Origin of the sequence: Pseudomonas brassicacearum, assembly GCF_003732265.1 — a bacterium.
In the GTDB taxonomy this organism is placed as follows: Bacteria; Pseudomonadota; Gammaproteobacteria; order Pseudomonadales; family Pseudomonadaceae; genus Aquipseudomonas; species Aquipseudomonas brassicacearum_D.
On record NZ_MOBK01000376.1, the window covers coordinates 552 to 841 of the forward strand.

Consider the following 290-nt stretch of genomic DNA (forward strand, 5'->3'; position numbering starts at 1 on the left):
AGGCGCTGGGGCAATTGCCGCAGACCACACTGGTGGGCGTTTCCGCCTTCTATCAAAGCGATTCATTGCTGCCGGGCCAACCGCGATATACCAACGCGGTTGCGGCGCTCGACAGCGATCTTGCGCCGATTGAGCTGCTCGATGCGCTGCAAGCCATCGAGAATGATCAAGGCCGCGAGCGTCTGGAGCGCTGGGGCCCGCGTACGCTGGATCTGGATATTCTGCTGTTCGGTGATCGACTGATCGACGAACCGCGCCTGAAAGTCCCGCATTACCAGATTCAGGAACGC

1 protein-coding gene is annotated in these 290 nt (G+C 60.3%); it reads left to right on the forward strand.

Features of this window, described 5'->3' with window-relative positions:
* On the forward strand, positions 1-290 hold a 290-nt coding region (gene folK / locus BK660_RS31800), incomplete at both ends, for a 2-amino-4-hydroxy-6-hydroxymethyldihydropteridine diphosphokinase (protein ID WP_123436463.1).